Below are 15018 nucleotides of genomic sequence, written 5' to 3'. Positions count from 1 at the left end.
TGGGGCGCATGGTGACGGCCCTGAGCGGTGGACCGGGAGCCGCCATCATCCTCCAGCGCGCCAACGACTCGGCGAGCCAGGGACAATCGGCACCCCAAGGCCCAGGGGAGTGGGGGCCCTCCCGCGAGTCCATGAGCAAGCGCGCCGCTCGCTACCAGGAGCAGATCAGCGGCCACCCGGCCAGCGAGGCCTACTGGGTCGGCGGCAAGGACTTGAAGAGCGGCGGAGTGAAGCTCGATGGCTTCAAGGACGACGTTCTCCTCGAAGCCAAGGGCCCAGGCTACGCCAACAAGTTCGCCGACAACCTCTCCCCCAAGAGATGGTTCGCTCCCTCTGGAGCGAAACAACTCGTCGAGCAAGCCACCCGCCAACTCAAAGCGGCCAAGGGTGTCCCCATCCGCTGGCATGTCGCGGAAAAGAAAGCAGCAGATGCCATCCGGCTTCTGCTCAAGGGAGAGGGGGTCGAGGGCATCGAGATTGTCCACACCCCAGCGCTTCTGTAGAAGCAGGCCATGGAGGATCCACGCTACACGGGAGCTTATTGGGGCGCCCGCAAGGAATCTGCACAGGAGTGTGCCCAGCGCCTCCTGAACCTCTTGACCCGCCTTGCTCCTTTGGATCCGCTCTTCGGAAGCTGGTTCAAGAGCGCGAAGTCGCTCAAGCAGTCCCTCCAGCGCCCGCTGGAACTCGAACTCCCCAGCCTCCAGCAATACCTCCAGCGCAACCTCATGCGCGACGACCGGCGCCAGCCCATGGAAGACCTGGGGTTCAGCATCAGCCTGTGGAACGGGGCTCAAGGCGGCAACGACGCATTTCTGAGCATTGGGTGCGGGGGGTATTGGGAACAGGGAACCAACCGGTGCGTTCTCAGGGCGCCTGAGGAAGGGCCCGGTTCAGAGCGGGTCCTTACGACTCCCTTCCAAGTAGCGGCGATGAGGGCGCTCGCCACCGCGTGGGCGCCCGAGTGGGCGATGTCCACGTCCTATGCCCTCCAGGATGTGATGGTGCCAAAGGGGGACAAACGAGACTGGCAGGTCGGTTGGGTGACGTATGTCTCGCACCGCCAGGGCCGACTCCCCCCTCTGCCCGCCCCCGTGCGCATCGAACCCGTGGAGGACCTGGGCACCCTCGTCATCCTCACTCCCGAGCGCTTCACCGTCTCCAACCCCGAGCACCTCGCCCTGGCCGAGCGTGTACGCGAGTTGCTCGACCGCGCCGGCCTGCTCCGACGCAAGCCTCTTTCCAGCCCACCGTGAGCATGGAGGGCTTGGCGTCCGCACCGGTGCTTGGTGTTACTGCGATCTGAATCCACCCTATGGTGAGGAAGCCTTATGAGTGCGAGCTGTCTGGACGTCCTGGTGCTGCATCCCGCAGTGCGTTGGATGGTCCTGGTGCTCGCAGGGGTGCTCGGAGGTTGCGCCACGGACAGCGCACGGCCTTTTCGGGGTGGCGCGGCTGGCAGGGGTGGCCCCCCGGCGATGGTGGCTCGCTCCGTCCTGGGCGGGCTTCAGCAGATGGATCCTTTTGAGGCCGTGCTCCTGTTCGCTGGGCTCAACTCCGGCGAGGACCTGCCCGAGCGCGAGGCTCCCTTCACTCCCGAGGACGCGGCGCGCCTGTATGACAGGCTGCTGGACACGCCTGTCACCCTGGCGGGCTTTGGTCCTCGGCTCGTCGCTGCGTCCCTCTTGCGGGAGGTGATGGAGGGTAACGAGGAGCTCTCCCGCTCAGCTCTCCTCGAGCGCGTGCAACGCTTCCATGGCCTGGCGGTATTGAGGCCCGATGGCTACCTGGCCTGGGCTCTCACTGGAGAGACTCAACAGCGCGTCGCACCCGTGCAGTGGAAGGACGGCGCCTTCCGCGCTCACGCCTTCGAAGTGGGGCGCTTCTACTCGGGCCGCAACGGCATGGCCTTCTTTGCCGTCGACGAGCAGCTCCGCGACAACCAGGGGTCCGGCGTCCTGGCCGAGGTCTACGACGACGCCGATATCATCAGCCGCTCCCTGGACGGCGCCGAACAGTCCTTCGTCGAGCTGGGCCTGGCCCTTGGCGCGCTGGTCACGCGCCCCGTCCACACCGTGGCCGAGCTGAAACACCTGCCCAAGGCCCTGGCCGCCCTCATCGAGAGCTCTCCGGAGTACCTCGAGCGCTTCCGATTCATGACTCGGGGAGAGCAGATCCAATCCCTGGCGAAGCTGAGCACCACCCTGCTGTCAACCTTCGGCGCAGCCGGAGGGACGACACGCACGGTGGCCGGGGTAGGCCGAGGGTTGGAATCCGTCTCCGTGCCCGCGCTCTCGCTGGCCGCCGATGGCGCGTTGACGGTGGAGCGGGTGGCTGTCCCCGCGGGGCGCGTGGTGACGGCTCTAAGCGGTGGGCCGGGAGCCGCCATCATCCTCCAGCGCGCCAACGACTCGGCGAGCCAGGGACAATCGGCGCCCCAGGGCCCGGGAGATTGGGGGCCCTCTCGCGAGTCCATGAGCAAGCGCGCCGCTCGCTACCAGGAGCAGATCAGCGGCCACCCGGCCAGCGAGGCCTACTGGATCGGCGGCAAGGACTTGAAGAGCGGCGGAGTGAAGCTCGATGGCTTCAAAGACGACGTTCTCCTCGAAGCCAAGGGCCCAGGCTACGCCAACAAGTTCGCCGACAACCTCAAGCCCAAGAAGTGGTTCGCGCCTTCGGGAGCCAGGCAACTCATCGAGCAAGCCAACCGCCAACTCAAAGCAGCCAGGGGCATTCCCATCCGCTGGCATGTGGCGGAGAAGAAAGCAGCAGATGCCATCCGCGAACTCCTGGCCAATGCAGAGGTCACAGGGATCGAGGTGGTCCACACGCCCGCGCTGCAATAAAGGTGCTCCATGAGCGAGACGTACTACATCGGCGCTTATTGGGGCGCGCGGAAGGAGGACGCGGAAGCGTGCGCGCAACGTCTGGCAACCATGGTCCAGGAACTCGCGCCAGTGGATCCACTCTTCGCCAGCTGGTTCAAGGGCGCGAAGTCCCTCAAACTGACGCTGCAACGCCCGCTGGAGCTCGAACTCTCCAGCATCCGGCAGTACCTCCAGCGCAACCTCATGCGCGACGACCGGCGCCAGCCCATGGAAGACTTGGGGTTCAGTGTCACGCTGTGGAATGGCAGCCAGGGGGGCAACGACGTCTGGCTGAACATCGGTTGCGGAGGATATTGGGAGCAGATCAACAACCGGTGTGTCCTGGAACCTCCTGATGAGGGCCCTGGGTCGGAGCGGGTCCTGACGACTCCCTTCCAGGTCGCAGCGCTGCGAGCCATCGCCACGGCCTGGGACCCCGATTGGGGAGTGGCCACCTCCCGTACCCACCGGCAGCTCCTTGAGCAGAAGAAGCCGGCTGTGTGGGTGGGCTGGGTGACATACCTCTCGCACCGCCAAGGCCAGGTCCCCCCTCTGCCCGCCCCCGTGCGCATCGAGCCCGTGGAGGACCTGGGCACCCTCGTCATCCTCACTCCCGAGCGCTTCACCGCCTCCAACCCCGAGCACCTCGCACTGGCCGAGCGTGTACGCGAGTTGCTCGACCGCGCCGGCCTGCTCCAACGCAAGCCTCCAGCGGGAACATAGGATTCCAGCCCGGCCCCCGAGGACGTCCGCCAGAGAGCACCCCGTGCGCAATGCCATCGCCTCAATGGGCCTCAGTCGGTCTACCATCCGCGCCCTGCCAGAGTGGCCGAAGGAGGAGCGCGCAGGGATGAGGGTCGGACGGGGCGTGGGACTGGTGCTGGCACTGACGCTGGGCGCATGCCGGGCGAGTGCGCCCAGTGCGCCCGCGGACGCAGGTCTCCCCCCGCCCCCAACCACCCCCACGGGCCCAGGCTGCGACGCCCTGTTCCCCCCCGACGTGCGAGAGCTGGCACTGCCCAGCTTCGCCATGAAGGAAGACCGAGCCTGCGCCACCTGCGGCCCGCTGTGCACCTTCCACTCAGATGCGGAGCCGGGCACCACCATCTCCCTGGCCTACAACTGCGACCCCAAAGCCCCCTCCATGGACGTGCGTGAGTTGCTCGCGCCCACCCTGAAGGCCGGCGGTGTCGAAGTGCCCGCCCTCGGCCGCGCAGCCGCTCGCCGCACCCCTGTCCCCGGCATGCTCCAGGTCGTCGCCTGGGACGATGACACGCCTTGCGCCCTCGTCGTCACCTGGCTCGGCAATGGTCCGGAGCGCGCGGTCGACGTGACGCGCTCGGCCCTCATGGCCGTCTCCGCCGCCTCGCTCGCCGCCGCACGCACGCCGGATGCCGGCACACCGCCCACCTCCACCGAGGACGCGGGCACCCTGCCCTCTCCCACCGAGGACGCGGGCACCCTCCTGGCGCCCACGGGAGTTCCTCTGACACCTCCCGCCCCACCGAGCCCCTGAGGCACGCCTACTCCTCGCTGAGCTTCAGCCCGCCCTCCAACTCGTAGATCGCCGCCTGCATGCCGAAGCGCACCAGCCGCTTCCCCAGCCGGGGGAAGTCCGCGACCTCCACCTCGCGGCGCTCACCGCCGGAGATGTAGACGAACTCCTCCTGGAACGGGTTGCGCAGGTGGTGCCCCAACGAGGGCGTGGGGAAGCCCAGGAAGTCTCCAGGCCCCACCTCGTGGCTCTCGTCCCCCACCTCGGCGATACCCCGCCCGGAGAGGACGTACATGAACTCCTCCTCCGAGTGGTGCGAGTGGAAGGCGAAGGACTCCTTGCCGGGAGGAATCCGCAGCAGGTGGAAGCCCAGCCGCTGGAGCCCCACCTGCTCACTCAGCGAGATGCCTCGCACCAGCGAGTTCGGGTTCAGCGGATGGGACTGGGACTGCTCCCCCACTCGCGAGTGATCGGCGGCGCGGAAGAGCACGGACTTGCGAGGGGCTTCCTGCTTCGACGTCATGACACGCTCCTGGCGGGCGCGGCGCACCGGGCTCCCGGTGCCACCGCGTGGGGAGGGCGCAGAATGCCCCGCGGCACCCTCCCCGGCCAGTAAGCAGCTACAGCACGCGCAGGAACTCGACGAGATCGTCCAGCTCCGCGTCGGTCAGCTGCGACGTCTTGCCGTGCTGATCCGTGAAGCGCGCCTTCAACAGGCGCTCCTTCAGCGTCTGCGCGCTGCCGTCATGCAGGTACGGAGCGCTGCGGGCCACTCCCAACAGCGACGGCGTGTTCAGGCCCCGCTGGCGCACAGCGGCGTTGTCCGGATCGCTGCCGTCCAGCACGAAGGTGCCCACGTTGGCCTGCTTGTTGTTCGTGAGCGCCTCGCCCGCGTGGCAATCGTTGCACTGAGCCTTGAGGAACACCTGCGAGCCGCGCTGCTGCGCGTCCGTCATCACCTCGCGCTTGTACGGGTTGTCCGGCGTGGGCAGCACGTCGATGAAGGCGGCCAGCTGGGTCGCCATCTGCGCGTCCACCACGCCCCCCCCCATGCGCTGGCGCACCGTCACGTCCAGGAAGTCGCGCAGCGTGGAGAACTCGCCGCTCCAGTGGAACGGAGCCGTCTGGGTAATCATGCGCCCCGCCAACGTGGGCGTCTGGCGCGGGCCATCCGGGAAGCCCCAGGTGTGGCCGTCGTCACGCCCGTCGTAGTGGCAGGTGGCGCAGGCGGCGCCCACGTTGGAGGCCGTCATCCGCGAGTCGATGGCCGAGAAGAACAGCTTGCGGCCCATCGCCTGCTCCGGAGACATCACATCCTCGGCCAGCTTCAGCCGCGGGCCCTCCTCGCGGATGTTCAGCGAGTTGGCCGAGCCATCCCCCACCAACGTCGTCAGGGTGTGATCGAAGGAGTTGTACACGTACGCCTTCTTCCCATCGCGCGTGAGGGCGATGCCACTGGGGCCGGCGCCCACTCGCACCAACTGGCGCACCGAGGTGGACGGGAAGGTGACGCTCAGGTCCGCGCCCGAACGCCGGTTGGTGGGCATCACCGCGACGTTGTTCGTCTCGCGGTTCACCACGAAGAGCCACGCCCCCGTCGGATCCACCACCGTGGCGATGGGGCCCTGGATGGGGTGCGAGGGATCCGGGCTGACGATGGTGCTCGGCGGGTAGTCCTTGTCATCGCCGCCGGTGTCGCACCCACCGTTGAGATCATCCACCACCGGGCTGTCCGAGTCCGCCTCGAGGGTGAGGATGCCCGGAGAAGCAATAGCGCCCGTGCCGCAAGGGCCACCGCCGCCATACAGGCCTCCCGTGCCCGGATCCACCGGAGGCTGCGGAACCGGCGTGGGCTCGGTGGGGCTCGGATTGTTCGGGTTGGTCCCCGGAGTGATGGCCGACTCGCGGGCCCACCGCGTCGAGACGAAGGCGCGCTGGCCATCCGGCGTCACGACGATGTCCTCCGCGCCGCGCGGGTGGAACGAGGTCAGGCCGTTCATGGAGAAGCCATCGGCTCCGACCTTGACGAGCCGCTCGTCCTCGCGCAGTTTGGAAGCGTTGGCCTTGTCGTAGACGTCCGTGCCCGCCTTGACGAGCTTGGGCCGGTCGCGGTTGGACAGGTCCACCTGCACCACGTCACCCTTGCGGTGCAGGGTGATGAGCGCCTTGTCGTTCTCCAGCAACGCCAGGCCGCGAGGCTCGTCGCCCACGGGCAGCTCCCACAGCTTGCGGAGCGTCCCGGTGTCGAAAGCCACCAGCGAGCCATTCTCGGTGGTCTCCAGCATGGTGGTGTTCACCACGTAGAGCGTGTGGCCATCCGCCGAGAGGCCCAGGCCCATGGGCTCCACGCCCACGTCCAGGCGGGCCGCCTCCGTCCACTGTCCGCGGCGGATCACCGACACGCTGCGGCTGCCACGGTTGGAGACGTAGACGGTGTCGTCCGGCCCTACCGCGAGGCGCTCGGGGGCGGCACCGACCTTGATCTCCGCCACCTTGAGACGCGCCGCGGTGTCCACCACCGAGATGACGCCGTTGTCCGCGTCCGCCGCATACAGGAACGCATCATCGCGACTGAGCGCCAGCGAGCCTGCGGAAGAGGTGTACGTAGCGGACGTCTTCTGCTCGCAAGCAGTGAGCCCAAGGGCTGTCACCACCGCAGCGGCAAGAAACTGCTTCTTCATAGGAGTCTCCTCCCCGGCGCGGCCTTCCAGTCACACCCCGGCCCTGGATGTCCTGGCTTCTGTGCCACGCATGACCAATGAAGGAAGCATCCGGCCCGGCTGCCTCCCCCTCAAACCGCTCCATGCTGCCACCGATCGCCACGGAAAGTCGAATGTTTCCCTACATCCCGTGTGGCCCTCTGGACAGCCGGGCCGGCTCCATCCGCGAAACGACACGAGCGCACACCAAGGGTTCAGGAGTAAAGGAGAGGGGTGTCTCGCGCCTCTCCCCCGATCGTCATGAACTTCCGGCGCACGTTCGCGCTGCTCATCGTGCTGGTGGTGCTCCCATCCGCAGGGCTGTCGGGCTTCGGGGTGGTGGCGATCATCAACGAGCGCGCGGCGGTGGAGAAGCGGCTGGAGGTGGCCTGGCACGGGACGCTAGAGGCGCTGGCGGAGGAGCTGCCTCGCGAGCTGCGGCAGGGGCGGTTCGTGAAGCGCAACGGAGCCTGGGAGCTGATCTCGCCCGAGGGCCGGGTGCTCTCCTCGGTGTCCTTTGAAGTGAGCAACGGCAAGGTGGAGAGCGTGGACCCGGCGGTGACGGCGGCGCTCACCTCGGTGCTGACCGAGCTGAGCAACCTGCCCGCGGAGCACACGGTCTTCTCGCTCCCGGTGGGCGGGCACCCGGAGCTCATCGCCACCGAGCGCGCGGGGGACATGGTGCACGGCACCGCTCTGGCCCGCTCCGAAGTCGAGGCGTTGCTCACGGCCCGGGCGGACCGCTACCTCGCCTCGCCGGAGCCCGTGCGCTTCACCCTGCTGCCCGTGCCACGGGAGACGGGTGAGGGCCTGGTGAACCGGCTCGTGTCGGAGGTGGTGCAGGCCCGCGCCAACGCGCTGGGGCCCCCAGTGCTGGCCGAGCGCGTGCTCGCTCCGCCCCTGCAGGACTTCCGGCTCGTGGTGCTGTCCACGGGCGAGGATCCGGTGGCGCGCGCCTCCACGCGCAACCGGGTGGTGTACGCAGTGCTGCTGGGGCTGTTCTACCTGACGCTCACCTTCGGCGTGGTGTACACGGGCCGCGCGCTCTACCGCGAGGCGAAGCTGTCCCGGCTGAAGACGGACTTCGTCTCGCTGGTGAGCCACGAGCTGCGCACGCCGCTCACCTCCATCCGCATGTTCATCGAGACGCTCGCTCTGGGCCGGCTGAAGGATCCCGCTCAGACGCAGGAGGTGTTGCAGATGCTCACGCGGGAGACGGAGCGGCTGTCCACGCTCATCGAGCGCGTGCTGGACTGGGCGCGCATCGAGAGTGGGCGCAAGGAGTACCATGTGGAGCGCCTCGAGGTGCCGCAGATCGTCGAGGAGGCGATCGCGGCCTTTCGAGCGCAGCGGTTGGACGGCGGAGTAGAGCTGAAGGTGGATGTGCCGGTGAGCCTGCCCGCGGTGCAGGTGGATCGGCACGCGGTGGCCGGAGCGCTGCTCAACCTGCTGCAGAATGCCTACAAGTACAGTGGGCAGGACAAGCGCATCTCCATCACCGCGCAGGTGGAGGGAAGGTGGGTGGCCCTGGCGGTGGAGGACAACGGAGTGGGGATCCCGGCGAGGGAGCGCAAGCGCATCTTCGAGCGCTTCTACCGGGTGGACAACCTGCTGACGCGGAAGACCGAGGGGAGCGGGCTGGGGCTGGCCATCTCCAAGCGCATCATCGAGGCGCATGGGGGCCGCATCACGGTCCAGAGCGAAGTGGGCAAGGGCAGCCGCTTCACCCTCAAACTACCGGTGGACAAGGCATGAGCGACAAGCCGCAACGCATCCTGGTGGTGGAGGACGATCTGTCCATCCTCACGGGGCTGTCGATGAACCTGCGCATCGAGGGCTATGAGGTGCTCCAGGCGCAGGACGGGCGCGCCGGGCTGGCCAAGGCGCTGGACGAGACGCCGGATCTCATGGTGCTGGACATCATGCTCCCGGAGCTCAATGGCTACGAGCTCATCAAGGAGCTGCGCCGCCGGGGCCGGGACACCCCCGTCGTCATGCTGTCCGCCAAGGGCATGGAGCGGGACAAGATCCTCGGCCTGGATCTGGGTGCGGACGACTACGTGGCGAAGCCGTTCGGGCTGCAGGAGCTGCTGGCGCGCATCAAGGCGGTGCTGCGCCGACGCTACCCGGTCACGGGCACGCCGCCGGTGACGTTCGGGGACGTGGAGGTGGACTTGACGGCGCGCACGGTGGCGCGGGCTGGCAAGCCGGTGGAGCTGACGGCGCAGGAGTTCAAGCTGCTGGCGCACTTCCTGGCGCAGCCCGGGCGCACGTTCACCCGCGAGGAGCTGCTGTCAGGCGCCTGGGGCTTCGACTACGAGGGCAGCGCGCGCACGGTGGACAACTTCGTGCGCCAACTGCGGCTCAAATTCGAGCCGGATCCGGAGGATCCCCGTCATTTCCTCACGGTCCGGGGCCTGGGCTACAAGTTCGAGCGCTGAGCTGGCTCATGGCCTGCCGGGCCCTCACAGGCCCGCGATGCCGATCTGCCGCGAGTCTCCCAGATCGAACGGCTTGCCATCGAAGCGCCCGAAGCGCTCGCGCAGCGTCAACCCGCAGCTGGACAGCGCCTCCTCCAGCTCCTCGGGCGCGAAGTGACGCAGCTTCAGCCGACGGATGGGCGCTGTGCCTCCGGGCGGCTTGCGCTCGCGCAGGTGCAAGGCAAAGAGCGGCCGGCGCGGCTCCAGCGGGGCGCGCGGCTCGTCATCATCATCATCGCGGATGATGGCCTCGCGAGGCGGGTTCAGCACGTCGTAGATGAACGTGCCCCCAGGCGCCAGGTGATGACACACCGTGGCGAGGAAGGCATCCAGGTCATCCCGGGTCGCCATCATCCCCATGGAGTGCTGCGGCGCGAGCACCAGCGGGAAGCGCTCTGTCAGCCGGAGGACTCGGACGTCCGAGGCAACGAAGCGAACCCGCTGGGAGACCTCGGCCGGCTCCTCGGCACGGCGCTCCTCGGCGGAGCGGACCATCACCTCGGAAGAGTCCACCCCCACCGCCGAGACGCCATGCCCCGCCAGGGACCAGGGCACACGCCCGTTGGCCGATCCCAGCACGAGCACCGGCCCGCCGCGCTCATCGGCTTGACGCGAATAGAAGAGGAGATCCGGATCCTGCTCCACCAGTGACAGGGGAGTGCGGCCGCGGACATCGTTTCCGCTCATCCTCCCCGGCGTAGCACGGTTTGGGGCCTCGCCGGGACAGGGCGGTGCACACCCAGGGAATTCTTCTACCCACTGCCTGTCCAGCAACCGACGCCCCACCCCCTCTCCGGGTGGGGGGAGCGCTGGCACTCGCCTTGCCAGGGAGAAGGGTGGAACGGGTGTCACCGATACCCGTCTTCGTCATGGGGTGAGGGGAATATGAGGGGCGGATGGAGGTGGGCCGGCGCGCTCGTTGCGGCGAGCCTGGCTTGGGCGACCGGTTGTTCGGATGACAATGACGGCTCGGAGAATCCGGGGGTGGTGCAGCCGCCCACGGATCCGGACGTGGACAAACCCATCGATCCGCCTTCCCCGGATTCGGGCATCCCGGACGCGGGCACTCCGGATTCAGGCACTCCGGACGCGGGCACTCCGCCGGATGCGGGCACTCCGGACGCGGGCACTCCGCCGGATGCGGGCACTCCGGACGCCGGGACTCCGCCCCCTGTCATCGTTCCGCCTCCCTCCGCGGATGGCTGGACTTTCTACGGGGTGAACGAGGGCGGTCCGCAGAAGGTGTTCGGTGTGACCGCGGATGAAGGCGGCAACACCTGGGTGGCGGGCGGGGAGGAGGGTCTGTTCCTCCTGCGGCCCGGAGCGTCGAGCTTCCAGCGCTTCACCCTGGCCGACGGCCTGCGCCCGTACGGCTATATGCCGGATGGCAGCACGCCTCCAGGCCCGACCTACCTCAAGGTCATCTCGGTGGCCGGAGGCCCCGCGGGCACCGTCTTCGTGGGCTACGAGGGCCTGCCCAACGCAAGTTCGTGCGAGGCCAACTGGGACGATGGCCACCCGGATCCCTCCGTCTACAAGAGCGGTGACGCGGACAAAGTGACGCTGGCGGCGGATGGCTCGCTCCAAGTGGTGCACTACGACATCTTCTCCGGGCCCCACGTCGTCGCGGCCGAGCCTCAGGGCCGCGAGCGGCTCTGCAACATCCTGCGGATCGCCTATGACAAGAGGACGCAGAGCGTGTGGTTCGGCGGCAACCACGGCTTCGCTCGTGGCGATGCGAACTTCGCTGGCAACCCCACGTGCAACGGGCAGCTGAGCTGCGCGGGCGTCATCGAGCACGTCCACCCGGCGTTCAACGGGTACGTCTACTCGAACAAGAGCGAGGACGAGAAGCTCTACCCGAACGAGCCTTCCAAGTGGCGGGTGAAGGGCGCGCTGATCACGGACGCCTACTACGGTGTGGCGGTGGACCCGAGCGGGGATGCGTGGTTCGGCGGCTCGGATCGCTCCACGCGGTTCCGCTACATGACGGCCACCGGCAGCCCCAACTACTGGCGCGCGCAGTCCATGACGGAGGACCAGGGCTACGCGTGGAACCGCTTCGACATCTGGCCGGACGCTGTCGGCGAATCGGGCATGTCCCGGCCCGAGCAGCGGACGACGGACAACATCTCGTCCATCTCGGTGGCGGCCAACGGCAGCGTCTGGGTGGGCAGCTTCACTCGCGGGCTGGCGGAGCTGACGCCGGAGGGCACGGTGGTGCGCCGGCTCAGCACCGAGTTGGTGGACCGCAAGGGGTATGTGGCGGGAGTGGCCGTGGATCCGCTCGACAACAGCGTCTGGGCGGGCGCCAACTGGGGCGGCGGCCTGAGCCGGGTGAAGGGCAACACCGTGGCTCACTACAACGCGACGGTGTTCGGCATCGACCTGGCGATGTGCCGCGTCTCCGACATCCAGGTGGACAAGAGTGACAGCCGGCGCCGCGTCCTCGTGGGCTTCCTCGGCTACGAGCGCAGCGACAAGCGGTGGGTGGCCGGATCCATCGGCATCTACACCGGCGATTGATACGTCAGGGTCCCCCACGGCCTGACGTGCACCGCGGCCGCTCTCCTTCCGGGAGGGCGGCCTCGGCCTTTCTGCAGAACGGCCCATCGAAGGGCCGTCACTTGGGAATCACGCGGTACTTCTCGAAGAGGGCCTGCTGGCGGCTGACGAGCGGAACCTGCTTGCCGGCCAGCCACATCCCCAAGACGCGGCTGGAGGACTCCAGCGGATCTCCGTTCCACAGGACCAGGTCCGCCACGGCACCCGGGGCGATGCGCCCGCCTTCGACTCCGAAGGTGTCGGCGACGCTCGAGGTGATGGCCTGGAGCGCCTCGGTGTGCGGCAGCCCCCAGGACACGGCGTTGCCCACCTCTTGAGGCAGCGTGCGCACCTGGTGGGGCTCGCCCAGGGTGGAGAAGAGGACGCGCACGCCGGCGGCGCGCAGGAGCACCGCGCAGTCCGGCCGGCTGCTCAGGGCGTCGAAGTCCTTGGGCAGGTTCTGCGTGGGCTGAAGGATGACGGGCACCTTCGCCGCCGCGAGCTCCTGTGCCACGCGCCAGGCCTCGTCTCCCCCGGCGATGATGAGCTTGAGCCCGTACTCGCGGGCCAGCGCCAGCGCCGCGAGCATGTCCGAGGCTCGGGACGCGTACACCACCACCGGCAGCTTGCCGGACAGCACGTCCTGGAGCGACTCGAGATCCAACCGGCTGGCGGTGACTGGCCGCATGCGGTTCTGCTCGAAGTCCGCCTTGCGCCGGCCGTACTCGCGGGCATCGAAGAGCAGCTCGCGGAGCCGCTCGAGCACCTCGGAGCGAGAGCTGGACAACGCGTTGCGGCCGGCGAGGCCCAGGTTGATGTGGAGCGCGAGGAGCGAACGGCGCACGGTGCCATCCGTCGCCACCCAGGCGCTCTGTCCCGATACGAGTCCACCCGCGGGTACCGCCGCCGACGCGGTGACTCCTCCCTGGCGCGCCACCGGGTAGAGAACCGAGGCCGGGTTGATGCTATCCACCGCCCGCTGTGCCGCACGGATGGGCTCCCGGGCGTCCGCGTCACCGCGAGGTCCGTAGTCGGTGGTGGAGTCCTCCATCAGCACCTCCGTGAGGCCCAACCCCGAGAAGGGCTCCATGAAGCCGGGCGTCAACAGCCGCCCCCTGCCCTCCACCGTGCGGCACCCCGCCGGGAGTGCCCCCTGCGCTCCGGACTGCACGCGCGTCACCTTGCCGCCCTCGACGACGACCGAGGCGTCCTTCATCCAGTCAGTGCCGGTAAAGACCGTCACGCCCTGGAAGGCCGTGCAGGCCTCAGCACCCACGGGGAGGAGCTCGGCGCAGGAGCGATCCTTCAGAGCGTCGCACCGCGCGGTGAGCCCCAGGTCCTGCAGCGAAGGGGCAGCAGCAGGAGGAGCCACCAGCCGTGCCGAGGTCGCCGCGCGCTCGCCCACCTCGAAGTCACTGGCATCCACGGGGCCGGTGGCGGCGTCATAGGTGACGACGCCGTCCGCCCACACGCGCCAGGCGCGCGCGTAGACGCTGAGAGGGTGGCCCTTCCACAGGACGACATCCGCCATCTTCCCCGGCTCGAGCGAGCCCGTCTTGTCATCCACGCCCATGACCCAGGCGGCGTTGACCGTCACCCAGCGCAGGGCCTCCTCTTCGGGGATGGGGATGCCGGACTCGCGAGCCCGCCACATCGCCTTGCCGGCCTCCTGGTTGAGCCGCTGGATGCCGTATGCCGAGTCCGAGTGGATGACGGAGCGTCCACCGGCTTGAGAGATGAGACCGGCATTCTCAGGGATGCCATCCCACGCTTCGAGTTTGAAGCCCCACCAGTCGGCCCAGGTGGCCACGGCGACGTGCTTCTCGGCGAGCAGATCCCTCAGCTTGTAGGCCTCGAGAGCGTGGTGGAAGGCGCGAACGGTGAAGCCGTTCTCCTCGGCCACCTGGAGCATGACGGCCATCTCGTCGGCGCGGTAGCAGTGGTTCTGGACGAGGATGTTGCCGCGCAGCACCTCCGCGAGCGTCTCCAACTTCAGGTCGCGCGCGGGAGGAGGACCGGCTTCATCCGCCTTCTTGGAGTGCTTCCGCTGCCAGTCCTCGAGCTTGTTGAGGTAGTCGCGAGCCTGGGCGAAGGCCTGGCGGTAGCCTGCCACGTTGCCCATGCGCGTGAGGGGGGCGGTCTTGCGCTCGACCCCGTAGGTGCGGCGAGGGTTCTCACCACAAGCCATCTTCAGGGCGTCCTTGGCGCCCGGGAAGCGCATCTCCACTGCCGTGCGGCCAAAGTGCAGCTTCACCGGGAAGCCCCGGCCGCCGATGAGGTTGGAGCTGCCCGGCAGCACGAGCAGGGAGGTGATGCCTCCCGAGGCGGCGCGCCGCAGCCCGGGATCCTGCGGCCAGAAGCCGTGTTCGGCATCCACCTCGGCCGTCACGGGCGAGGTGTACTCGTTGCCATCATCATTGGAGAAGCTGGCCGGGGTCGAATACACGCCCAGGTGGCTGTGCGCATCGATGATGCCTGGGGTGACGAAGAGGCCGGTGCCGTCGATCTCCTCGGCGCCGGGAGGAGTCGCGACCTCAGCGTTCTTGCCCACGGCCAGCAGCTTGCCGTCCACGAACGCCACGGCGCCGTCCTCGATGGAGGGCCCGGAGGCAGGCATCACCGTCGCATGGCGGATGACGACGGCCCGGGCCTGGCTCCAGGTACGAGAGGCCTCGGTCGAAGTGGGGGGCGGCAACGCCACATCAGACTGGGACGTTGGGGTAGAAACGGTGGCGCAGGAGAAGATCAGCGGCAGGAGCCAGAGGTAGCGCATACAGCGCCCCCTCTACCACGTGCGGCCTCACACCACGTCAACCTGAGGGTGAACCCTGGAGGGTACACCGCTCGCCTGCCCTGGGGACGACCCCTCCGTCAAGAGGGCCGGGACATTCTCAGCTTCCGGGAAGTCACCACTCGTCGTAAAGCCCACTACA

At 68.3% G+C, this 15018-nt stretch carries 12 protein-coding genes; 8 read left to right on the top strand and 4 right to left on the bottom strand.

Going from position 1 to position 15018, the window contains the following annotated elements; translation table 11 throughout:
- The 5 genes from KY501_RS43695 to KY501_RS43675 all read left to right on the top strand — a co-directional run.
- On the top strand, positions 1-503 hold a 503-nt coding region (locus tag KY501_RS43695; RefSeq protein WP_224370344.1), incomplete at its 5' end, for a Tox-REase-5 domain-containing protein.
- Between the two features lie 9 nt (positions 504-512).
- The gene (locus KY501_RS43690; RefSeq protein ID WP_224370342.1) at positions 513-1256 is read left to right on the top strand and encodes an immunity 52 family protein; all 744 of its coding nucleotides are present in this window, start codon (positions 513-515) and stop codon (positions 1254-1256) included.
- A gap of 75 nt (positions 1257-1331) precedes the next feature.
- Entirely contained in the window at positions 1332-2846 is a 1515-nt protein-coding gene (locus tag KY501_RS43685; protein WP_224370340.1) for a Tox-REase-5 domain-containing protein, read from the top strand.
- A 9-nt stretch (positions 2847-2855) separates the two neighbouring features.
- Positions 2856-3590 carry an immunity 52 family protein gene (locus tag KY501_RS43680; RefSeq protein ID WP_224370338.1) on the top strand — a complete coding sequence of 245 codons (735 nt, stop codon included), beginning with the start codon at positions 2856-2858 and terminating at the stop codon, positions 3588-3590.
- 127 nt (positions 3591-3717) lie between these two features.
- Complete coding sequence (locus tag KY501_RS43675; RefSeq protein ID WP_224370336.1) at positions 3718-4383, top strand: hypothetical protein; 666 nt, start codon at positions 3718-3720, stop codon at positions 4381-4383.
- A gap of 7 nt (positions 4384-4390) precedes the next feature.
- On the opposite strand, the gene KY501_RS43670 is transcribed toward KY501_RS43675, so the two are convergent.
- Both KY501_RS43670 and KY501_RS43665 read right to left on the bottom strand, forming a co-directional pair.
- Positions 4391-4885, bottom strand: a complete 495-nt coding sequence (locus tag KY501_RS43670; RefSeq protein WP_224370334.1) for a cupin domain-containing protein — start codon at positions 4883-4885, stop codon at positions 4391-4393.
- A 97-nt stretch (positions 4886-4982) separates the two neighbouring features.
- Positions 4983-7043 (bottom strand): c-type cytochrome, encoded by a 2061-nt coding sequence (locus tag KY501_RS43665; RefSeq protein WP_224370332.1) that lies wholly within the window; start codon positions 7041-7043, stop codon positions 4983-4985.
- Positions 7044-7295: 252 nt separating this feature from the next.
- Between KY501_RS43665 and KY501_RS43660 the strand changes: the two genes are divergently transcribed.
- The gene (locus KY501_RS43660) at positions 7296-8816 is read left to right on the top strand and encodes a sensor histidine kinase (RefSeq protein ID WP_224370330.1); all 1521 of its coding nucleotides are present in this window, start codon (positions 7296-7298) and stop codon (positions 8814-8816) included.
- On the top strand, positions 8813-9502 hold the full coding sequence (locus tag KY501_RS43655; protein ID WP_224370328.1) for a response regulator transcription factor: 690 nt from the start codon (positions 8813-8815) through the stop codon (positions 9500-9502). The genes KY501_RS43660 and KY501_RS43655 overlap by 4 nt, the downstream gene beginning before the upstream one ends.
- A gap of 24 nt (positions 9503-9526) precedes the next feature.
- Here the strand turns inward: KY501_RS43655 and KY501_RS43650 are convergent, their stop codons facing one another.
- Positions 9527-10228, bottom strand: a complete 702-nt coding sequence (locus KY501_RS43650; protein WP_224370326.1) for a class I SAM-dependent methyltransferase — start codon at positions 10226-10228, stop codon at positions 9527-9529.
- Positions 10229-10426: 198 nt separating this feature from the next.
- Here KY501_RS43650 and KY501_RS43645 point away from each other — a divergent pair, with 198 nt between their 5' ends.
- Entirely contained in the window at positions 10427-12067 is a 1641-nt protein-coding gene (locus KY501_RS43645) for a ligand-binding sensor domain-containing protein (protein WP_224370325.1), read from the top strand.
- Positions 12068-12164: 97 nt separating this feature from the next.
- Here KY501_RS43645 and KY501_RS43640 read toward each other — a convergent pair whose 3' ends face one another.
- Positions 12165-14858 carry an amidohydrolase family protein gene (locus tag KY501_RS43640; RefSeq protein WP_224370323.1) on the bottom strand — a complete coding sequence of 898 codons (2694 nt, stop codon included), beginning with the start codon at positions 14856-14858 and terminating at the stop codon, positions 12165-12167.
- Between the last annotated feature and the right edge of the window lie 160 nt (positions 14859-15018).

Origin of the sequence: Hyalangium versicolor, assembly GCF_020103695.1 — a bacterium.
GTDB lineage: Bacteria > Myxococcota > Myxococcia > Myxococcales > Myxococcaceae > Hyalangium > Hyalangium versicolor.
Note: the sequence above shows the minus strand (reverse complement) of the source record. Positions and strands in the feature narration are given on the sequence as shown.